Here is an 18,261-nt window from a genome sequence, read left to right as displayed (position 1 = left end):
CGCCGAACCTACCGGCCGGCGGTGGCGGACGCCCCCTTCCAGGTCCAGCTCGCGATGTCGGGCAGGTCGGCGAGGTTCTCCCGGATGTACGCCTCGTGCTCCGCCAGCCGCTGGTCGCACAGGTCCTTGAGCTCGCGCCACCCCGCCGGCCGGGTCCGCGCGCGCCGCAGGACCTCCTTGGCGAGGTGGAAGCGGCTCATCCGGTTGAGCACGACCATGTCGAACGGCGTGGTGGTCGTGCCCTGCTCGCTGAACCCGCGGACGTGGAAGCGGCCCGGGTTGGCCCGGCCGTGGATGAGCTGGTGGATGGCCCGCGGGTAGCCGTGGAACGCGAAGACGACGTGCCGCTCCGGCGTGAAGACGTCCTCGAAGTGGCTGTCCGAGAACCCGTTCGGGTGGTCGTTCTCCGGGATCAGCGTCATCAGGTCGATGACGTTGACGAAGCGCACCTTGAGGTCGGGCACGTGGTCGCGCAGCAGCTCGACGGCGGCGAGCGCCTCCTGGGTGGGCACGTCGCCGGCGCAGGCCAGCACGATGTCCGGATCCTCGTCGGGGCCGCACGTGCTGGCCCACTCCCACATCGACGCACCGGCCGAGCAGGCGCGGGCGGCCTCCTCGAGCGAGAGGTACTGCAGGTGCTTCTGCTTGTCGACGACGACGAGGTTGACGTGGTCGGTCCCCGACAGGCAGTGCTCGGAGATCCACAGGGCGGTGTTGGCGTCCGGCGGGAGGAACACCCGCACCACGCCCGGCGCCAGCGGCAGCAGGCAGTCGATGAGGCCCGGCCCCTGGTGGGAGAACCCGTTGTGGTCGTTGCGCCAGCAGGTGGACGTCAACAGGATGTTGAGCGAGGACACCGACTCGCGCCACGGCAGCTCCTGCGCGTGCTGGAGCCACTTCACGTGCTGCACCGCCATCGAGGCGGAGACCATCGCGAACGCCTCGTACGTCGCGAACATCCCGTGCCGCCCGGACAGCAGGTAGCCCTCCAGCCAGCCCTGGCACAGGTGCTCGCTCAGCACCTCCATGACCCGGCCGTCGGGCCCGAGGTGGTCGTCGGTGTCCCGCAACCACCCCATGAAGCACCGGTCGGTCACCTCGAACACCGGCTGCAGCCGGTTGCTCGCCGTCTCGTCCGGGGAGAACAGCCGGAAGGTGCCGCCCCCGTCGGGCCGCGCCGTCGCGGCATACAGGTCGCGCAGGAGGCGACCGGTCGTGATGGTGTTCTCGACCATCTCCCGGCCACGGCCGTCGGGGCTGACCTGCACCTCGTACTGCGACAGCTCCGGCATCGGCAGCGGCGTGCGCAGCCTCCCGCCGTTGGCGTACGGCGTCGCCGACATCCGCAGGTCGCCCTCGGGGGCGAGCGCCCGCAGCTCGGGGACGAGCCGGCCGTCGCCGTCGAAGAGCTCCTCGGGCCGGTAGCCGCGCATCCACTCCTCGAGCATCCGCAGGTGCTCGGGGTTCTCGGCCAGGCCGGCCAGCGGCACCTGGTGGGCGAGGTTGGTTCCCTCGACCTGCTTGCCGTCGACGACGGCTGGGCCGGTCCACCCCTTGGGGGTCCGGAGCACGATCGCCGGCCACGCGGCCCGGTGGTCGCCCAGGTCGCGCCCGCTCCCGCTGCCCTCCCCGGAGCCGGCCCGGCCGTCCCCGTCGCCGTCCCCGGAACCCGTCCGGGCGGCGTCCTGGATCTCGCGGATCCGGTCGTGCGCCCGCGCCAGCGCCTCCCGGAAGGCCGGGAACACCTCGCGCGGGTCGTCACCCGCCACGACGACCGGGTCCCAGCCCTGGCTGCGCAGGTACGCCTCGACGTCCTCGTCCTCGGTGCGACCGAGGACGGTGGGGCCGGCGATCTTGTACCCGTTGAGGTGCAGGATCGGCAGCACGGCGCCGTCCCGGCGCGGGTTGAGGAAGTGCGGCAGCCGCCAGGACGCGGCCAACGGGCCGGTCTCGGCCTCCCCGTCGCCGACGACGCACGCCACGACGAGGTCGGGGTGGTCGAACGCCGCCCCGGCCGCGTGCACGAGCGCGTACCCGAGCTCGCCGCCCTCGTGGATGCTCCCCGGCGTCTGGACGCTGACGTGGCTGGGCACGCCACCCGGGGAGGAGAACTGGCGGAACAGGCGCAGCACCCCGGCCGCGTCGTCACCCACCTGCGGGTAGACCTCCGAGTACGTCCCCTCCAGCCACGCGGCCGCCACGAGGGCGGGGCCGCCGTGGCCGGGGCCGGTGACGTAGAGCCAGCTCGACCCGGTCTCGCGGATCCGCCGGTTGACCAGGGCGTAGACCATCGACAGCCCCGGGCTGGTCCCCCAGTGCCCGAGCAGGCGTGGCTTGGTGTGCTCCACGCGGAGCGGCTCGGTGAGGAGCGCGTTCTCACGCAGGTAGATCTGCCCGACCGTGAGGTAGTTGGCCGCAGCCCACCACCGCAGGTCGAGCTCGAGGTCCTCCGCGGCGTATCCCGGCGTCACGTCAGCAGGCATACCCCGCATCCGACCACGGGACGGCGCCCACGTCCACGGGTCCGAGGACCTTGCCCGCGGGGCCCGGGATGTGCCTCAGTCGTCCAGCCGCGACTCGAACAGGCGCCGCACAGCGTCGTTGCCGCGCAGCAGGTCGAGGGCGTATGCCGCGTGGCCGGGCACGTAGCCGTTGCCCACCAGCATGCGCACGTCGGCCGCGACCCCCTCGGCGCCGAGCGCAGCCGCGGCGAAGTTGGTGGCCATCGAGAAGAAGATGATCGTGCCGCCCTGGGCCGTCGAGAGGATGGCCGGCTGCTCGCAGCCGGGGACGTCCACGCAGACGACGGTCACGTCCGCCGGGCCGCCGGCGTCAGCCACGGCCTCGGAGAGACCGAGCGGGCTGCGGGCGTCGGCGACCACGACCGCGTCGGCCAGGCCCGTCCCGGCGAGCAGGTCCGCCTCGCGCTGGACGGGGACGACGGCGATGCGCCGGCCGGCCCCCGCGTCGGCGGCTGCGGCGAGCGACAGCGAGCCGGACTTCCCGGCCCCGCCGAGGACGGCCACGGTGGGCGCATGGCCGCGCGCGGCATACTCCCCCACCACCCGCGACACCAGCGCCGGTGCGCCGCAGACGTCCATGACCATGAGGGCGAGGTCCGGGCTGAGGTCGTCGGGCAGCTTCGCGGCGATGGACCGGCCGAAGAGGATCGCGTGCCCGGCGGCGGGCACCCGCTCGGAGCGTCCGTCCCAGCGCGCGAGGCCGTCGGTGAGGAGCAGCGGCGTCAACGACAGGGAGACCAGCGTCGCGACCCGGTCCCCCGGCGCCAGGCCGAGGGGCGACTCGGGGCCGACCTCCTCGACGGTGCCGATGAGCATGCCGCCGGAGCCGGTGACGGGGTTCTGCATCTTGCCCCGGGTGGCGACGATGTCGAGGACCTCGGCGCGGACCGCCGCGCCGTCGCCGGCGTGCTTGTCGTGCAGCTGGCGGTAGGAGGCGGCGTCGAGGTTGAGCGTCTCGACCGCGATCCGCACCTCGTCCGGCCACAGCTCGGGGCGGGCGTCGAGGCGCTGCGCGCCCTGGGGCAGTGAGGCGCCCGCGGGCTCGAGCACGCGGTGCAGGCCGACCGGGGACGAGGGGGTGTCCGGCACAGAATCTCCCATCAAGAGCGACACGCGACGCAAATACTGCGGCGACTGGTCGTGTTCGGTGGAACTTCTCCCGTATCCTGCCATGCATGAGCGCGACGATCGAGCAGCCCTACGCGTACCGCCACCGCGAGCTGGTGGAGCCGGACTGGACCCGCCTGCCCGGGTGGAAGGACGTCACCGCGCAGGACTGGGCCAGCGCCCAGTGGCAGCGCGCCCACTGCGTCAAGAACGTGCGCCAGCTGCGCGAGCTCATGGGCGACCTGCTCACGGAGGCCTTCTACGCCGACCTCGAGCGCGACCAGGCCGAGCGTGCCACGATGTCGATGCTCGTCCCGCCGCAGATGATGAACACGATGGTCCCGGCGACCGACGGCGCCATGCCGGCCGCCGGCGCGGAGTTCACGCGGGCGTTCTACGCCGACCCGGTGCGCCGCTACATGCTCCCCGTCTTCAGCGACCGCCGCACCGACTGGCCGTCCCACCCCCACGCCACCCGCGACAGCCTGCACGAGCACGACATGTGGGTGGCCGAGGGCCTCACCCACCGCTACCCCACCAAGGTGCTCGCCGAGCTGCTGCCGACCTGCCCGCAGTACTGCGGCCACTGCACCCGCATGGACCTCGTCGGCAACTCCACGCCCGTCGTGGACAAGCTCAAGCTCGTGGGCAAGCCCGTCGACCGGTACGCCGCGATGCTGGCCTACCTGCAGCAGACGCCGCAGGTGCGCGACGTCGTCGTCTCCGGCGGCGACGTGGCGAACATGCCGTGGAAGAACCTCGAGGGCTTCGTCGACAAGCTGCTCGAGATCGACAACATCCGCGACATCCGGCTCGCGACCAAGGCACTCATGGGCCTGCCGCAGCACTGGCTGCAGCCGGACGTCGTCGAGGGCGTCGGCCGCGTCGCGAAGAAGGCCCACGACCGGGGCGTGTCGCTCGCGATCCACACCCACGTCAACAACGCCCAGTCGGTGACGCCGCTGGTCGCCGAGGCAGCCCGCACCATGCTCGAGGTCGGGGTGCGCGACGTGCGCAACCAGGGCGTGCTCATGCGCGGCGTCAACGACACCCCCGAGCAGCTGCTCGACCTGTGCTTCGCCCTCGCCGACGACGCGATGATCACGCCGTACTACTTCTACATGTGCGACATGATCCCGTTCGCCGAGCACTGGCGGCTCTCGCTGGCCGAGGCCCAGCACCTGCAGCACTCGATCATGGGCTACCTGCCCGGGTTCTCGACGCCGCGCATCGTGTGCGACGTGCCGTTCGTGGGCAAGCGCTGGGTGCACCAGGTCGACCAGTACGACACCGAGAAGGGCATGTCCTTCTGGCGCAAGAACTACCGGACCTCGATCGAGGGCGCGGACACCGAGGCGCTGTCGCGCGACTACGTCTACTACGACCCGATCTACACCCTCCCCGAGTCGGGCCAGCAGTGGTGGCGCGAGCAGGGCGGCCACGAGGAGGCCCACGAGGCGGCGGTCGTCGCCGCGGCCGCGAGCCGCGAGGCCTCCCTCGTCTGACCGCCCTCTCCGCGGCAACACGGCAGTTGCTGGCAAGAAACGGCAGTTCACAAGCCCCGTTTCACGCCAGCAACTGCCGTTTTGCGTGGCGGGGTCGACGGCCGCGCGCGGTGGTGTGACGTGGTCGACGTGAGACGTCGGTATGCGTGGTGCAGGCCGTTCGCTAGGTTGCTCCCGTGACTGCCATCGCCCTCCCCCGCAAGCGTGTCCTGGCCGACGCCATCGCCGTGTCCGGCAAGGCGTCGCTCGTCCGTGACGCCGTCCTCGTCCTCGCCGGCACCGGGCTCGTCGCCCTGTCCGCGCAGGCCTCGGTCCCGCTGCCGTGGACCCCTGTCCCGCTCAGCCTCCAGACCTTCGCGGTCCTGCTCACCGGCGCCTCGCTCGGCTTCGTGCGCGGCGGCCTGAGCGTGCTGCTCTACCTGGCCGCCGGCATGGCCGGTGTCGGCTGGTTCGCCGAGGGCCGGTCGGGGTGGCAGTTCGCCTCCTTCGGCTACCTCGTCGGGTTCGTCGTGGCCGCGGCCCTCGTGGGCAAGCTCGCCGAGCGCGGCGGTGACCGCACGGTCCTGCGCACTGCCGGCACGATGCTGCTCGGCAACGCGGTCATCTACGTGCTCGGTGTCGGCTGGCTCATGGGCTACGCGCACGTCGGGCTGGCCAAGGGCCTGGCGCTGGGCTTCACCCCCTTCGTCGTCGGCGACCTCATCAAGACGGCCGTCGCAGCCGGCGTGCTGCCGGCCACGTGGTCGCTCGTCAACCGCTTCGGCCGCGGCTGACCCCTCCCGTCGGGACCCGACCGTGGCGAAGCGTCGTGAGGCCGCCGGCACCCCGGCGACGACCACGCTGACCCGGCTCGGGATCGCGTACGACCTGCACCCCTACGAGCACGACCCCGCCGCCCCGTCCTACGGGCTCGAGGCCGCCGAGGCCCTCGGCGTCCCGCCCGCGCACGTCTTCAAGACGCTGCTGGTGCAGGGCGAGCGGGGTCTTGCCGTCGGGGTGGTCCCGGTCGACCGGACCCTCGACCTCAAGGCCGTCGCCGGCGCCCTCGGCCTGAAGAAGGTGGCGATGGCCGACCCGGCCGCCGCCGAGCGCTCCACCGGGTACGTCGTCGGCGGCATCTCGCCCGTCGGCCAGAAGCGGGCGCTCCCCACCGTGGTCGACGAGTCCGCCGCGTCGCTCGACCGCGTCTACGTGTCCGGTGGTCGCCGCGGCCTTGACCTCTCGCTCGACCCGGCCGACCTGGTGCGGGTCACGGGCGGGACGTTCGCCCCGATCGCCCGCTGAGCCGGACCGCGCCCGTACCAACGGTGGCCCGGCACACCTCGGGTCGTCGTCCCGCGCGTTGCCGCGCAACCCTTGTCGAGCGGGGTCGCTACTCCCAGGGGGTCGAGAGGACGACCGTGGTGCGGGTGGCCACGTTGGCCGTGGCACGGATCCGTGCCAGGAGCTCCTCGAGGTCGCCGGGGGCGCGCACCCTCGCCTTGAGGATGTAGTTCTCGTCGCCGGCCACCGAGTGGCACGCCTCGAGCTCGGGGAAGCCGTGCAGCCGTTCGGGGATGTCGTCGGGTGCCGCCGGGTCGAGCGGCGTGATCGAGACGAATGCCGTGAGCGGCAGGTCGAGCGCAGTGGGGTCCACCACCGCGGCATACCCCTTGATGACGCCGCGTTCCTCCAGCCGGCGCACGCGCTGGTGCACCGCGGACGTGGACAGGCCCATGGCCTTGCCGAGGTCGGTGTAGCTCATCCGGCCGTCAGAGCGCAGCAGGTCGACGATGCGACGGTCGAGGTCTTCCACGAGCACAGCGTAGAGGGGGCCGTGGCAGCATGTCCGCCATGACCACGCCCGGCTCCCCTGGCCGACTGCTGCTGCTCGACTCCGCCTCGCTGTACTTCAGGGCCTTCTTCGGGGTGCCGGACCAGCGCAAGGACCCTGCACAGCCGCCCACGAACGCGATCCGCGGCTTCCTGGACATGCTCGCCTCGCTCGTGACGCAGTTCGAGCCGACGCACCTCGTCGCCTGCTGGGACAACGACTGGCGCCCCCAGTTCCGGGTCGACGCCATCCCGACCTACAAGACGCACCGCCTCGCCGACGGCGGCGTCGAGGAGGAGCAGGTCCCCGACGACCTGTCGCCCCAGGTCCCGGTCATCGCCGACGCCCTGGCCGCCCTCGGCATCCCGCGGCTCGGCGCCGACGGGTACGAGGCGGACGACGTCATCGGCACGCTCACGGCGCGGCACAAGGGGTCGATGGCCGTCGACGTCGTGACGGGCGACCGCGACCTGTTCCAGCTCGTCGACGACGCAGCCGGCGTGCGCGTGGTCTACACGGCTCGCGGGGGCGTGCGCGACCCCGACCTCGTCGACCAGGCCTTCCTCCTCGCGAAGTACGCCGTCCCCGACGGCCCGTCGTACGCCGACATGGCGGTCCTGCGCGGCGACACCAGCGACGGGTTGCCCGGGGTGGCCGGCATCGGCGAGAAGACCGCGGCGAAGCTCATCACCACCTACGGCTCGCTGGCTGCCCTGCGCGAGGCGCTCGAGGGTGGTGACCCCGCCCTCAAGGGTGCCCAGCGCGCCCGGCTGGAGGCGGGCGCGGCCTACCTCGACGTCGCGCCCAGGGTCGTCCAGGTGGCACCCGACGCACCGGTGCCCCACGTCGACACGAGCCTGCCGACGGAGGTGGCCGACCCGGCGCTGCTGAGCCGGGTCGCCAGCGAGTTCGGCGTGACCAGCTCGGTCAACCGGATCCTGTCAGCCCTCGGCCTGGGCTGACCGGGGGGTACCGCCCGGACGTCCGTGGCCGTCGGACGACGCCAGGCCGCGTGACCCGGCGGGCGGGCGGTCCGGGCCGTCGCCTGCGTCCGGCTGGCCGTCCCCGTCGGCCCGCGCCGAACGCCGACGCGCCAGCAGGTCCACGGCACTGGCCAGGAGGGCCAGGGCGGCGAGACCGGTTGCGACGAGCAGCGCCCGCGAGGCCGCGGAGGCCGGGCTGCCGTCCCCCACCAGGGTGAAGAAGACGGTGCCGACCAGCGCGATTCCCGCGGCGGTGCCGATCCTCTGCCCGGTCTGCAGGACGCCCCCGGCGGTGCCGGCCTGCTCCACCGGGACCTCGGCCAGCGTGAGCGTGACGTTGGGCGAGATCACCATGCCGCTGCCGAGCCCCGCGACGAGCAGCGGCCCGGCGAGGTACCAGCCCGTGCCGGTGCGGGCGTGGTCGAGCACGACCGCGGCGCCCACGAGCCCGGCGACCACCAGCGCGAGCCCCAGGGTGACCAGGGACCGCCCGAAGCGGCCGACGAGGCGACCGCCGACGAACGACGTCACCGCTGAACCCAACGCGAACGGGGTCACCGCGAGCCCCGCCACGAGCGCCGAGTAGTGCAGGGCCCGCTGGAAGAAGATCGTCAGGACGAAGAAGATGCCCGTGAAGGCCGAGAAGTACACCAGGGCCACCGCAGCGCCCGAGGAGTAGCCGGGCAGCCCGAACAGGCGCAGGTCGACCAGCGGCGTACGGCCACGACGGGCGTACGCCCTCTCCCACAGCACGAACGCGAGCACGACGGCGGCTCCGACCGCCGCCCACCACGCCGGGACGCTGCGACCGCCCGACTGTCCGTGGCCGGTCTCGACGAGTGGCAGCAGCAGCGCCAGCACACCCGCGCCGAGCAGCACCGTCCCGAGCGGGTCGAGGTCCTCCCGCCGACGCTCCCTGGCGCTCGGCGCGGGCAGCCAGCGCATCGCCAGGACCACGGCCGCCACGACGACGGGCAGGTTGACGAAGAAGACCCAGCGCCAGCCCGTGTCGGCACCGACCGCGGAGATGATGAGGCCGCCGGTGACGGGCCCGACGGCGGTGGACAGGCCGATGGTCGCTCCGAGCATCCCGAAGGCTCGCCCCCGCTCGGCCCCGCGGAAGAGCTCCTGGATGAGGCCGGACACCTGCGGGTTGAGCATGCCGCCGCCGACGCCCTGCAGGAGCCGCGCCGCCACGAGCACCGCGCTGCCGGTAGCCAGGCCGCACAGCAGGCTCCCCACCCCGAACACGACGACCCCGGCGACGAACATGCGGCGGCGCCCCGTCGCGTCACCGACGCGGCCGGACGGAACGAGGGCCAGGCCGAAGGCGAGGGCGTAGCCGGAGACGACCCACTGCAGGTCACTGGTCGGGGCGTGCAGCCCGCGCTCGATCGACGGCAGGGCCACGTTGACGATGCTCACGTCGAGCAGGGTCATGAAGCCCGCGACGAGGCAGACCGCCAGGGCGCGCCACCGGCGTGGGTCGGGGGTGTCGGTCGTGGGTGCGGGTGCCGGTTCGCTCACCGTCCCACCCTCCGTCGCGCCCCCTGACCCGGCAACCCGGGGAGGGGCGTCCACCCCCCGGTCGCGCGCATGAGGGCGTGCCGTCCCTGCTGCTGGTGGCGGTCCAGGTCCGCGGCGCAGGGTGAGGAGCGGGAAAGCGCAGGGTGAGGGGCGGGAAAGCGCAGGGTGAGGGGCAGGAGGGCGGGAAGACGTTCATCCGGCGAACCTGGCCGGGTCCACCGACACCACGGCGTCCGGCACCGCTGCCGTCCCTCGACGTCGCGGGGGCTAGTCGAGCCGGTCCGCGGCCACCACGCCTCGCATGACGGCGTCGACGGCCTTGCGCGACGTCGTGCGCAGGTGCGGCTCGGGCGCGGCGTCACCGATCTGGCCGAGGAGGTCGACGACCTGCTTGCACCGCCGCACGAAGTCGCCGGCAGCCATGTCCGAGCCGCGCAGCACCTCCTCGAGCCGGCGGCCGCTCGCCCACCGGTGCATCATCCAGGCCATCCCGGCGTCGGGGTCGCCGGTCAGCGGCAGGCCGAGGTCGCGCTCCCTGTCCTCGAGCTCGGACCACAGCCGGGTCATCTCGCGCACGGCCTCGGCCACCTCGTCGGTGGGCATGCGCGGGCTGACGTCGGTCTCGTCTCGACGCGGCTCGTGGATGAGCGCCGAGACGACGGCCGCGAGCCCGGCGGGGTCCAGCCTCTTCCAGACCCCGAGGCGCAGGCACTCCGCGGCCAGCAGGTCCTTCTCGGTGTACAGCCGGCGCAGGTGCTCGCCCTGCTCGGTGACGGCGGAGCCGTCGTCGGACAGGTAGCCCATCTCCGACAGCAGGGTGCAGATCCGGTCGAAGGTCCGGGCGACGGAGTTGGTGCGGCCTTTCACCTTGCGCTGGAGCCCGACCGTCTCACGCTTCAGCCGCCACCACCGCTCGGCCCACCGGGCGTGCTCCTCGCGGTCCGGGCACTGGTGGCACGGGTGCGCGCGCATCCTGCGACGCAGGTCGGCGACCCGCTCGTCCTCCGTGACGCCGTGCCCGGCGCCTCCCCCAGCGCCTGCCCCGCCGCCCCGCTTCGGCGGCGGGTCGTGCGGCACCGCGATGCGCAGGGTGGTGGCGAGGTCGCGACGGGCCTTCGGGCTCTTGGCGTTGAAGTGCGGAGGCACCTTGGCGGTGGTGACCGGCTCGACGGGGGCGGGCACGTCCGTGAGGGTGAGGCGCACCAGGTGCTTGTCCTCGGTGACCACCGACGGCAGGGTCGTCTCGCCGCGGTGCGTGCGCGCCGGCTCGACGACCACGGCCCAGCCCGCCCGGCGACCGGCAGGGATCTTGATGACGTCGCCGATCCGCAAGGACTCCAGCGAGATCGCTGCCGCCGCCCGCCTGCTGGCCGACCGTGCCTTGGCGCCCTCCTTCTCGACCTGCGCGATCTCGCGCCGCAGTGCGGCATACTCGGCGAAGTCGCCGAGGTGGCACTGCATCGCCTCGGCGTACCCCTCGAGTCCCTCCTCGTTGCGGCGGACCGAGCGGGCGATCCCGACGACGGCGCGGTCGGCCTGGAACTGCGCGAACGACGTCTCGAGGATCTCCCGGGCGGTCTCGCGGCCGACCTGGGCCACGAGGTTGACGGCCATGTTGTAGGTCGGGCGGAAGGACGAGCGCAGGGGGTACGTGCGGGTGGAGGCGAGCCCGGCCACGGCCATGGGGTCCATGCCGCGGTTCCACTGCACGAGCGCGTGGCCCTCGACGTCGATCCCCCGGCGGCCGGCGCGCCCGGTGAGCTGGGTGTACTCCGCCGGCGTCACGTCGGCGTGGGTCTCGCCGTTGAACTTGACGAGCTTCTCGACCACGACGGTCCGGGCCGGCATGTTGATGCCCAGCGCGAGCGTCTCGGTCGCGAAGACCATCTTGGTGCGCCCGGCGGTGAAGAGCTCCTCCACGATCTCCCGGAAGGTCGGCAGCATCCCCGCGTGGTGGGCCGCGAAGCCGCGGGTGAGCCCGTCCACGAAGTCCCAGTAGCCGAGCACGCCGAGGTCCTCGTCCGCCAGGGACGACACCCGCTCCTCGACGACCCGGCGGATCCGGTCGCCCTCGTCCTCGGGGATGAGCCGCACGCCGTCGCGGAGCAGCTGGCCGACCGCGGCCTCGCACCCGACCCGGCTGAAGATGAACGTGATCGCCGGCAGCAGGCCGTCGCGCTCGAGGCGGCGCACGACCTCCGAGCGGGTCGCTCCCCCACCGGGACGACCACCGGAGCCGCCCATGACGCGGGCCGACGGCGCGGCACCGCCACCGTTGCCGCCGGGGCCTCCCGGGGCCTGCCGGCCGCCGCCGCGGCCCTGGCGGTCCCCACCGCGCCCATACGGGTCGCCGCCCCGCCCACGTCCCCCGCGGCCGCCGGAGTCCCAGCCGCTGCGCTGCTCGGTCGTGCGGATGGCCTGGAGCAGCTCGGGGTTGACCCTCGTCGCGCCGTCACCGGTGGCCGGGGCCGACGCCTCGTCGACGAACAGGTCGTACATGCCCTGCCCGACCATCATGTGCTGCCACAGCGGCACCGGGCGGTGCTCGGCGACGATGACGTCGACGCCGCCACGGACCTCCGACAGCCACGCCCCGAACTCCTCGGCGTTGCTGACCGTGGCCGACAGCGACACCACCTGCACGTCCTGCGGCAGGTGGATGATGACCTCCTCCCAGACGGCCCCGCGGAACCGGTCGGCGAGGTAGTGCACCTCGTCCATGACCACGAACCCGAGCCCGCGCAGGGTGGTCGACCCGGCATACATCATGTTGCGCAGGACCTCGGTGGTCATGACGACGACGGGCGCCTCGCCGTTGACCGAGGAGTCGCCGGTGAGCAGCCCGACGTTCGCGGCGCCGTGCTGGCGGACCAGGTCGTTGTACTTCTGGTTCGACAGCGCCTTGATCGGCGTCGTGTAGAACGCCTTGCGTCCCGTCGCCATCGCCAGGTGCACCGCGAACTCGCCGACGATGGTCTTGCCCGCGCCGGTGGGCGCGGCGACCAGCACGCCGCGACCGGACTCGACGGCTGCGCAGGCCTCCTCCTGGAACGGGTCGAGCGGGAAGTCCAGCGTGTCCGCGAAGGCGGTGAGCTGGGGCCCACGACGGGCCGCACGCTGGACCGACGCGGCATACCTCTCGGCGGGGGTGGCCATGGGGCGAGACTACGTGGCGGGTGGCGTCAGCACCGTCAGGGCACCCGGCACGGTCTCCAGGGTGAGGGGCAGCGGGGCGAACCGCTCCCCGTCGGCGTATGCCACGATGCCGTCCGCCTCGAGCGTCACCTCGCGCCCGCGCAGCACCTCCACGGCCGGGTGGCCGAGGTGGCGGCCGGAGAAGACCTTGGGGAAGACCTTGAGGAACTCGATGGTGCTGATCTCGTGCAGGACGACCACGTCGGCCAGCCCGTCGTCGAACCGGGCGTCCGGCGCGACCCGCATGCCACCGCCGTAGGACGGCCCGTTGGCCACGACGACGAGCATCGCCCGCGTCTCGTGCCGCACCCCGTCGACGGTGACGGCGTACGGGATCGCGTGGAAGAGCGGCAGCTCGCGCAGGATGGCGAGGTTGTAGCGCATCTGCCCCTTGGGCCACGGCCAGGTGTTGGCGCGCTCGTTGACGAGCGAGTCGAACCCGGCACCCAGCACGCCCGCATACCACCGGTGGACCCCGTGGACGTCGGTGTGGCGCACCGCGTCGATGCTGCGCGGGACGCCGGTCGTGACGAGGTCGGCCGCCCGCACGGGGTCGTGCACCGGCAGGCCGAGGCCGCGGGCGACGTCGTTCCCCGTGCCCGCCGCGATGACGGCCAGCGGCGTCTTGCTCTCGGCCGCGAGGTTCACCCCGAGGTGGACCATCCCGTCGCCGCCGACGACGGCCAGCACGTCCAGGCCCTGCGCGATGGCGCCGAGGGCACGGTCGCGGGCGGCGGCATACGTCTCGTCGGAGAGGTCGAGGACCTCGTGGCCGGCCGCCCGCAGGCGGTGCGCGACCTCGAGCCCGAGGCTCATGCCGCGGTTCTTGCCCGAGGTCGGGTTGACGACCAGGCCGACCCGCCTGGCGCCTGTGGGGAGGGATGCCACGCGCGGAGGCTACAGGCTCGAGGCCTCGTCGTCGGCCACGTCCGCCCACTCGGGACGGGCCCGCCGACGGCCGCGCTCGATCAGCTTGGCCACCCCGATCGCCGCGAAGTAGAGGACGACGAGCGGGCCGGCCATGAGGAACATCGTGAACGCGTCCGGGGTCGGGGTCAGGATCGCCGAGAGCACGAAGATGCCGAAGACCGCCGGGCGCCACGCCTTGACCATCGCCGAGGAGGGCAGCACCCCGATCGCGCTGAGCGCGACGAGGAAGACCGGCATGAGGAACGCCCCACCGAAGGCCAGGATGAACCGGGTGACGAACGAGAAGTAGTCCGACACCTGCTGGATGTTCGAGGCCCCCGACGGCGTGAAGCCGTACAGCACGGCGAGCACCTTCGGCAGCACCCAGTAGGCCAGGGCGCACCCCGCGAGGAACAGCGGCACCGTGGCCGCGATGAACGCCAGCGAGATGCGCCGTTCCTTCTTGGTGAGGCCCGGGACGATGAACGCCCACAGCTGGTACAGCCACACGGGGCTGGCGACGATGACGCCGGCGAAGATCGAGATGCTCAGCTGCTGGGAGAACGCCGCGGTGGCGTTGCCGAAGTTGAGGCTGATCGCACTGCCCGGGTGCGCGTTCTTGTAGTCGTTGAACGGCGCGGCGAGCCGGCCGTAGATCTCGGGGTAGTAGATCCAGCCCAGCACCGACAGGACCAGGACCGCGATCGCCGCGATGACGACGCGCCGGCGCAGCTCGCGCAGGTGGTCCGCGAGAGACATCCGCCCGTCGGGGTTTCGGGCACGGCGGAACGCCATCGTGGGCAGGGTGGGCGTGTCGGTCGAGGTCAGGCTGCGCCGGAGGAGTTGTCCGTACGGGGCGAGTTGTCCTCACGCACCGGCGAGGTGCCGGCGGCGTCGGTCTCGGTGCCGGGCACGGTCTCGCCCTTGACGGTCTCGCGGCTCGCGGCGCTCTTGCCGTTCTTGCTGTCGTTCTTCATCTCGTCCACCTCGGACTTGAAGATGCGCATCGAGCGCCCGATCGAGCGTGCCGCGTCCGGGAGCCGCCGGAAGCCGAAGAGAACGATGAGCAACACGATCAGGATGATCAGGTGCCATCCCTCGAACAGTCCGCGTCCCATGGTGGTTCGTTCCCTTCAGCCGGGTGCCCGGCGTGGTGTGGTGCTGTGTCGTGGCCAGTCTAGGCGGCGCGCCACCATCGGTGGTGCGCCGTCCACGTGGCGCGTCGTGGGTGTCGGCGCCCGGGTCGGCGCCTCAGTCCAGGTGTCGCGCCCAGGCCGGTCGGCGGGCCGCCTGTCGGGCCCGTCGCTCCTGCCTCAACGAGGCACGGGTGCGTTCGCGTTCCCGGCGCAGCAGGCGCGGGTCGCCGAACAGGTCCGGGGTGGGCGGCGCCGAGCGGTCGCGGAGGCGGTCCGCCGCCGCCTCGAGCGCGGACACGGTGTCCGAGGCCCGGGTCAGCTCGGCGTTCAGCTCCTTGAACTGCCCCCAGACGGCCCACGCCCGCGAGGCGAGGTACACCACCGCCACGACCACGAGCAGCGCCCAGATGAGCACCCACCACCACATGCGGCCGACCCTACCGGTCCGCCGCCGTGGCGTCCGGATCCGCCCCGTATGCCGCCAGCGCCTCGCGCGCCCCCTGGGCCACCGCGGTGGCGACCTCGACGGGGGCGACGACCGTGCCGCCGCCGCCCAGGCGCCACAGGAGCCGCCGCAGCCACAGGGTGTCAGCGGTGCGCAGCGTCACCGTCTGTGACCCGTCGGGGGCGTCCTGCACCGACTCGACCGGGTAGTAGTCGCTGACCCAGCGCGCGCCGGGCTCGAGCCGCAGGGTCACCAGGGTGTCGTCGGGGCGTGGGGTGAACGCTCCGGCGTCGAGGTCGCGCAGCTGGGCGTCGGGCGGCGGCGTGCCGTCGACGTCGAGCACCTCCAAGGCCGTGATGCGGTCCATCCGGAAGGTGCGCGTGTCCTGGGCGCGGTGGCACCAGCCCTCGAGGTACCAGCGCGAGTCGAGGTTGACCACGCGCATGGGGTCGACGTCGCGCTCGGTCGACTCGTCCCGGCTGGGCACGAGGTAGGTCAGGTGCACGCGGCGGTGCTGCTCCACGGCGCGGCGGGCGTCGGCGAGCAGCTGGGCCTCCACGCCCTCGTCGATCGCGACCTGCACCCGGGCGGCGGCCTCGCTGCTGGCGCCGGTCGCCTCCTCGAGCTTGGCCATGGCCCGCTCGATCGCGTCCCGCTCCCCCAGCCCGGGGACGCTGGCGAGGGCGCGCAGGCCCACCATCAGGGTGAGGGCCTCGTCGCGGCCGAGGCGCAGCGGGCGGGCGATGGTGTCGGCGTTGCTGACGAAGACGCGGCCGCCCTCCCACTCGGCGTCGATGAGCTCGTCGGGCATCTGGCCGTAGCCGCACAGGTAGAGCAGCCGAAGGTCGGTCTCGAGCTGCTCGGGGCTGATGCCGAGGTCGGCGGCGGCCTGGTCGACGTCGATGCCCTGGCGGTTGACCAGCCACGGGACCATCGTGAGCAGGCGGCCGAGCCGGTCGGTCGCGGTCTCCTGCGGCGGGCGTGGTGGGCGCGCGCTCATGCGGCACCACCGTGCGCCGCGAGGGCACCCTGCAGCCGGGCGACGACGAGGTCGCGCACCTCTGCGGGCTCCTCCACCACCACGTCGGCTCCGTACCCGGTGACCTCGTCCGCCAGGGCGTCGTCGTCGGTGAAGGGCACCTCGAGGTGGGTCCAGTCCCCCGCGTCGGTGCTGGTCGTGGCCCGCCGGCGCAGGGTGTGCCCGCGCCCCGCCCGCACCCGCACCCGTGCGGTCCGCGGCCGCTGCTCCCCCACCGTGGTCCGGATCATCTCCTGCGCTCGGTGGTCCTCGGGCACGGTGTAGGGCTCGGCCCGCCGCACCTCGGTGACCGCGCCGTCGATCCGCGACAGCCGGAACACCCGGGGTGCCTCCCGGTCGAGGTCGAAGCCGGTGAGGTACCACCGGCCGTGCCACGAGGCGAGGCCCCAGGGCTGCACCCGCCGCTCCTGCACCTCCCCGGCACCGCCCGTGCGGTAGCCGAACCGGATGGTGCGCTGCCCCACGACGGCGTTCTTCACGGCCTCGAAGGCGGGCTCGCGGGTGCCCAGGCGCGGCTCGATGCCGACGAGGGAGTCGCCGTCGCGCTCGATCCCGGACGCCTTGAGCTTGCGCAGCGCCTGCGCCGCCGGGCCCGCCAGCGAGGCGTGCGCCCAGGTGCGGCTGGCCAGGCCGAGCACGGCCAGCTCGTCGGGCTCGAACGCCACGTCCGGCAGGGCGTACTCGCGCTGGTCGATGCGGTAGCCGACCTCGTCGTCCCAGAGGCCGCCGATGTCCTCGGTCACGAGCGGGATGCCGAGCTCGCGCAGCTCGTCCTTGTCGCGCTCGAACATGCGGTCGAAGGCCTCGTCGGTCTTGGCGTCGCCGTACTGCGGCACGACGTCGCGGATCCGCGACTTGGGCAGCGGGCGCCGGGTGTACAGCAGGCAGAGGACGAGGTTGAGCAGCCGCTCGGTCTTCGCCGCAGGGCCGGTGGGTGAGCTCACCGGCCCGACGCTACCGGAGTGGCGGCCTGCCGCCGGTGGCTACTCTGCGTGTCGTGATGCAGTGGCGCGAGGGTGTCGTCGAGCAGGTCCGCGACCGCTGGCCGGGGTCGGTGGAGTATGCCGTGCGCCTCGTCGGGGCCGGCGACGGGGAGACCGTGCGCGCACTCGCCTACACGGCCCTCGTCGGTGAGCCGGAGGTCGGCGACCGCGTGCTGCTCAACGCCTCCGCCCTGCTGCGCGGCCTCGGCACCGGCGGCCTCGCCTTCGTCGTGGCGGCGCCCGACCGCCTCCCGGCCGACCCGCCCACCCAGGACGGCCACATCGTCAAGGCCCGCTACACCCCCCAGCAGCAGATGTTCATGGCGGTCGACGAGCAGGACAGCCCCCACCACGAGACCCTCACGTCGGGACCGGCGGTCGACGTCGAGCTCGACGGCATGCCGGTCGTCGTCGCGGACCTGCACTCGGCCCTGCCGGCGGTGCTGGCCGGGATCCGCGCCGAGCGACCGGGCGCCGTGGTCGCCTACGTCATGACCGACGGCGGGGCGCTGCCGGTCGCGTTCTCACGCACCGTCACCGCCCTGCGCGACGCCGGCTGGCTGGCCGGGACCGTCACCGTCGGGCAGGCCTACGGCGGCGACCACGAGGCGGTGACCCTGCACAGCGGCCTGCTGGCAGCCCGGCACGTCCTCGGGGCGGACGTCGCCGTCGTCACGCAGGGGCCCGGCAACGTCGGCACCGGCACCCGGTGGGGGTACACCGGGGTCGCGGCCGGGGAGGCGCTCAACGCGGCCGTCACCCTGCACGGTCGTGGGGTGGCGGCCCTGCGCGTCTCCGACGCCGACCCGCGCCCCCGGCACCGCGGTGTCTCCCACCACAGCACGACGGCATACGGGCGCATCTGCCTGGTCCCCGCGGACCTCGTCGCGATCGCTCCGTCGGACGCCTTCGAGGACCTCGTGCTGCGGCAGGCGCAGGACCTCGTGGCGGAGGCGTCGGGGCCCGCGGTCGTGGTGCAGGTCGAGGGCGACGGCCTTGACGAGGCACTGGCCACGTCGCCCGTGCGGCTGTCGACCATGGGCCGTGGCGTCGAGCAGGACCGCGCCGCCTTCCGGTACAGCGCAGCAGCCGGGCGG

General features: G+C 73.3%; 16 protein-coding genes. 5 read left to right on the top strand and 11 right to left on the bottom strand.

From position 1 onward, the window contains the following. Positions 1 to 8 precede the first annotated feature (8 nt). A complete protein-coding gene (locus ACFUC1_RS07940; RefSeq protein WP_379118391.1) occupies positions 9 to 2,483 on the bottom strand; it encodes a phosphoketolase in 2,475 nt (824 codons plus the stop codon). Between the two features lie 75 nt (positions 2,484 to 2,558). Beyond that, on the bottom strand, positions 2,559 to 3,611 hold the full coding sequence (locus ACFUC1_RS07935; protein WP_379118389.1) for an L-erythro-3,5-diaminohexanoate dehydrogenase: 1,053 nt from the start codon (positions 3,609 to 3,611) through the stop codon (positions 2,559 to 2,561). 86 nt (positions 3,612 to 3,697) lie between these two features. On the opposite strand from ACFUC1_RS07935, the gene ACFUC1_RS07930 reads away from it, so the two are divergent. From ACFUC1_RS07930 to ybaK, 3 genes are all read left to right on the top strand, one after another. Further along, the gene (locus tag ACFUC1_RS07930) at positions 3,698 to 5,134 is read left to right on the top strand and encodes a KamA family radical SAM protein (protein ID WP_379118387.1); all 1,437 of its coding nucleotides are present in this window, start codon (positions 3,698 to 3,700) and stop codon (positions 5,132 to 5,134) included. Between the two features lie 176 nt (positions 5,135 to 5,310). Continuing rightward, the gene (locus ACFUC1_RS07925; RefSeq protein ID WP_379118385.1) at positions 5,311 to 5,907 is read left to right on the top strand and encodes a biotin transporter BioY; all 597 of its coding nucleotides are present in this window, start codon (positions 5,311 to 5,313) and stop codon (positions 5,905 to 5,907) included. 22 nt (positions 5,908 to 5,929) lie between these two features. Further along, positions 5,930 to 6,418 carry a Cys-tRNA(Pro) deacylase gene (gene ybaK / locus ACFUC1_RS07920; protein WP_379118383.1) on the top strand — a complete coding sequence of 163 codons (489 nt, stop codon included), beginning with the start codon at positions 5,930 to 5,932 and terminating at the stop codon, positions 6,416 to 6,418. A gap of 88 nt (positions 6,419 to 6,506) precedes the next feature. On the opposite strand, the gene ACFUC1_RS07915 is transcribed toward ybaK, so the two are convergent. Then, positions 6,507 to 6,929, bottom strand: a complete 423-nt coding sequence (locus ACFUC1_RS07915) for an Lrp/AsnC family transcriptional regulator (RefSeq protein ID WP_379118381.1) — start codon at positions 6,927 to 6,929, stop codon at positions 6,507 to 6,509. A gap of 38 nt (positions 6,930 to 6,967) precedes the next feature. Here ACFUC1_RS07915 and ACFUC1_RS07910 point away from each other — a divergent pair, with 38 nt between their 5' ends. Continuing rightward, positions 6,968 to 7,909, top strand: coding sequence for a 5'-3' exonuclease H3TH domain-containing protein (locus ACFUC1_RS07910; protein ID WP_379118379.1), 942 nt, complete (start codon positions 6,968 to 6,970; stop codon positions 7,907 to 7,909). On the opposite strand, the gene ACFUC1_RS07905 is transcribed toward ACFUC1_RS07910, so the two are convergent. The 8 genes from ACFUC1_RS07905 to ACFUC1_RS07870 all read right to left on the bottom strand — a co-directional run bounded on the left by ACFUC1_RS07905 (position 7,889) and on the right by ACFUC1_RS07870 (position 17,125). Then, entirely contained in the window at positions 7,889 to 9,457 is a 1,569-nt protein-coding gene (locus ACFUC1_RS07905; protein WP_379118377.1) for an MFS transporter, read from the bottom strand. The genes ACFUC1_RS07910 and ACFUC1_RS07905 overlap by 21 nt on opposite strands. 267 nt (positions 9,458 to 9,724) lie before the next feature. Further along, on the bottom strand, positions 9,725 to 12,613 hold the full coding sequence (locus tag ACFUC1_RS07900; protein ID WP_379118375.1) for a DEAD/DEAH box helicase: 2,889 nt from the start codon (positions 12,611 to 12,613) through the stop codon (positions 9,725 to 9,727). Between the two features lie 9 nt (positions 12,614 to 12,622). Continuing rightward, positions 12,623 to 13,540: a diacylglycerol/lipid kinase family protein gene (locus ACFUC1_RS07895; protein WP_379118373.1), complete on the bottom strand. Its 918-nt coding sequence runs from the start codon at positions 13,538 to 13,540 to the stop codon at positions 12,623 to 12,625. 9 nt (positions 13,541 to 13,549) lie between these two features. Beyond that, positions 13,550 to 14,356: a twin-arginine translocase subunit TatC gene (gene tatC / locus ACFUC1_RS07890; RefSeq protein ID WP_379118371.1), complete on the bottom strand. Its 807-nt coding sequence runs from the start codon at positions 14,354 to 14,356 to the stop codon at positions 13,550 to 13,552. Between the two features lie 29 nt (positions 14,357 to 14,385). Next, positions 14,386 to 14,679, bottom strand: coding sequence for a Sec-independent protein translocase subunit TatA (gene tatA / locus ACFUC1_RS07885; RefSeq protein ID WP_379118369.1), 294 nt, complete (start codon positions 14,677 to 14,679; stop codon positions 14,386 to 14,388). Positions 14,680 to 14,812: 133 nt separating this feature from the next. Beyond that, on the bottom strand, positions 14,813 to 15,124 hold the full coding sequence (locus tag ACFUC1_RS07880) for a hypothetical protein (protein WP_379118367.1): 312 nt from the start codon (positions 15,122 to 15,124) through the stop codon (positions 14,813 to 14,815). Positions 15,125 to 15,134: 10 nt separating this feature from the next. Next, positions 15,135 to 16,142: a helix-turn-helix transcriptional regulator gene (locus ACFUC1_RS07875; protein ID WP_379118365.1), complete on the bottom strand. Its 1,008-nt coding sequence runs from the start codon at positions 16,140 to 16,142 to the stop codon at positions 15,135 to 15,137. Continuing rightward, positions 16,139 to 17,125, bottom strand: coding sequence for a helix-turn-helix transcriptional regulator (locus ACFUC1_RS07870; protein ID WP_379118364.1), 987 nt, complete (start codon positions 17,123 to 17,125; stop codon positions 16,139 to 16,141). The genes ACFUC1_RS07875 and ACFUC1_RS07870 overlap by 4 nt, the downstream gene beginning before the upstream one ends. Before the next feature lie 53 nt (positions 17,126 to 17,178). Between ACFUC1_RS07870 and ACFUC1_RS07865 the strand changes: the two genes are divergently transcribed. Further along, on the top strand, positions 17,179 to 18,261 hold a 1,083-nt coding region (locus ACFUC1_RS07865), incomplete at its 3' end, for a DUF3866 family protein (protein ID WP_379118362.1).

It is taken from the genome of Pedococcus sp. NPDC057267, assembly GCF_042668795.1.
In the GTDB taxonomy this organism is placed as follows: domain Bacteria; phylum Actinomycetota; class Actinomycetes; order Actinomycetales; family Dermatophilaceae; genus Pedococcus.
Note: the sequence above shows the minus strand (reverse complement) of the source record. Positions and strands in the feature narration are given on the sequence as shown.